This is a genomic window from Pseudotabrizicola sp. 4114, assembly GCF_031457365.1.
In the GTDB taxonomy this organism is placed as follows: domain Bacteria; phylum Pseudomonadota; class Alphaproteobacteria; order Rhodobacterales; family Rhodobacteraceae; genus Pseudotabrizicola.
Map to the genome: position 1 here is coordinate 1 of NZ_JAVDWP010000043.1, position 1,774 is coordinate 1,774.

Genomic DNA, 1,774 nt, shown 5'->3' on the forward strand with positions numbered 1-1,774 from the left:
TCATATCGGTGATCTGGTTGCCGAAATGCTTGCCCAATACGGGGTCGAGTATGTGTTCGGGATGCCCGGCGGGCAGACCACCGCCCTGCACGATGGCATTTCGCGGCGCACTGACCGCATTCGCCACATTCTGATGCGCGATGAGCGCAACGCGGCCTATGCCGCCGATGCTTACGCCCGGTTGACCGGCAAGCCCGGGGTGTGTGACGTGACCGTGGGTCCGGGTGCAAACCTGCTGCCTGCGGGGTTTCTGGAGGCGCTGAATGCCTCGATCCCGATGATCGGGATCATTGGCGAATTGCCGCTGGACTGGTTGCCGCTGAAGGAAAAAGGCATCGCCAGTCAAGGCTTTGACCAGTTGTCCTTCTTCAAGACCTGCTCGAAAGAGGCGTTTCTGGTGCCGTCGGTGGCCTCGTTGCCGGAACTGATCCGCACCGCCTTCCGGATCGCCACCGCGCCCCGGCCGGGGCCGGTGGCCCTGATCATTCCGCATGATATCTTTGATGCCGACTGGGATGAAGAGCTGCTGAAAATCCGGGTGGATGACCGCTCGGTCCGCATGCCCTACCTGCGCTCAGTCGCCCCGAAAAGCGAAGTGGCCACGGCCGCTGCACTGATCCGCCGCGCCAAGCGCCCGGCGCTGGTCTGTGGCGGCGGTGTGCACGGGTCGGATGCAACCAAGGCGGTGGGCCGGTTTGCCGACCGGCTGGGCGGTCTTGTGGTGACCAGCCTGTCTGGCAAAGGCTCGGTGCCCGAGACGTTGCCCTATGCCGCCGGGGTCCTGAACCCGCTGGGATCGTCTGCCGCAATCGAGCTTATCCAAGAGGCCGATCTGGTGATCTGGTGCGGCTCCAAGGTCAGCCAGAACACCGGCATGAACTGGACCCTTCCCACCCCGCAGCAGGCAACGATCACCATCGACTTCGACCCGCTGGAACATGGCCGCACCTTCCGCCCCACGGTTGCCCTGCTGGGCGATGTACGCGAAACCGTCGAGGCGCTGGATGCCGCTTTGGGCGACAGCATGGCAGATGCGCACCCAGACTGGATGGCCCGCATCCGCGAAGGCATTGCGGCGGCCAATGCGGTGAAGGCCGAGGAAATGGTGTCCGATCAGGTGCCGGTGCTGCCGCCGCGCATCATGGCGGAAATTGCAAAACGGTTGGACGATGATGATGTGGTGGTCTCAGACGCGTCCTTCGCGGCAGGCTGGATCGCGGGCTATATTCCGGCGAAACAGGCCAAGCGGCAGTTCCTCTATGCCCGCGGGCAAGGCGGGCTTGGCTATTCAGTGCCCGGTGCCATCGGCGCGGCCACGGTGGTGGCCAAGGGCGCAAGGGTGGTGACGGTGGCAGGCGACGGCGCGTTTTCCTATACCATCGGCGAGCTGGCGACACAGGCCCAGTACAACCAGCGCATCGTCAATGTGGTGATCAACAACGGCAAGCTGGGCTGGATCCAGCTGTGGCAGGAGATCTATTTCAAGAACGTCCAGTCGGCCGAGCTGGAAACCCAAAGCTCGGTGCCCGGCTATGCGGCGGCGGCGCAGGGACTGGGCCTTCTGGGCATCTATGTCGACAAACCCGACGACATCGGCGCCGCACTGGACCGGGCCTTTGCCCATGACGGCCCGTCGGTGGTGGAGGTACGGATCGACGACCGCGCCACCCCGATCCACAGCTTCAAGCGCCGGATGCGCGAGCCGGAAGACAAACCGCGCCCCCGCCCCGGTACGGTGTACAAGCTGCGCGACTGGAAAGTTTCGCCGGATCTG

General features: G+C 64.4%; 1 protein-coding gene. It reads left to right on the plus strand.

What is annotated here, in order from left to right:
• Positions 1–1,774 (plus strand): thiamine pyrophosphate-binding protein (locus J2X53_RS22430; RefSeq protein ID WP_349039703.1); only part of this gene is annotated, 1,774 nt, incomplete at both ends.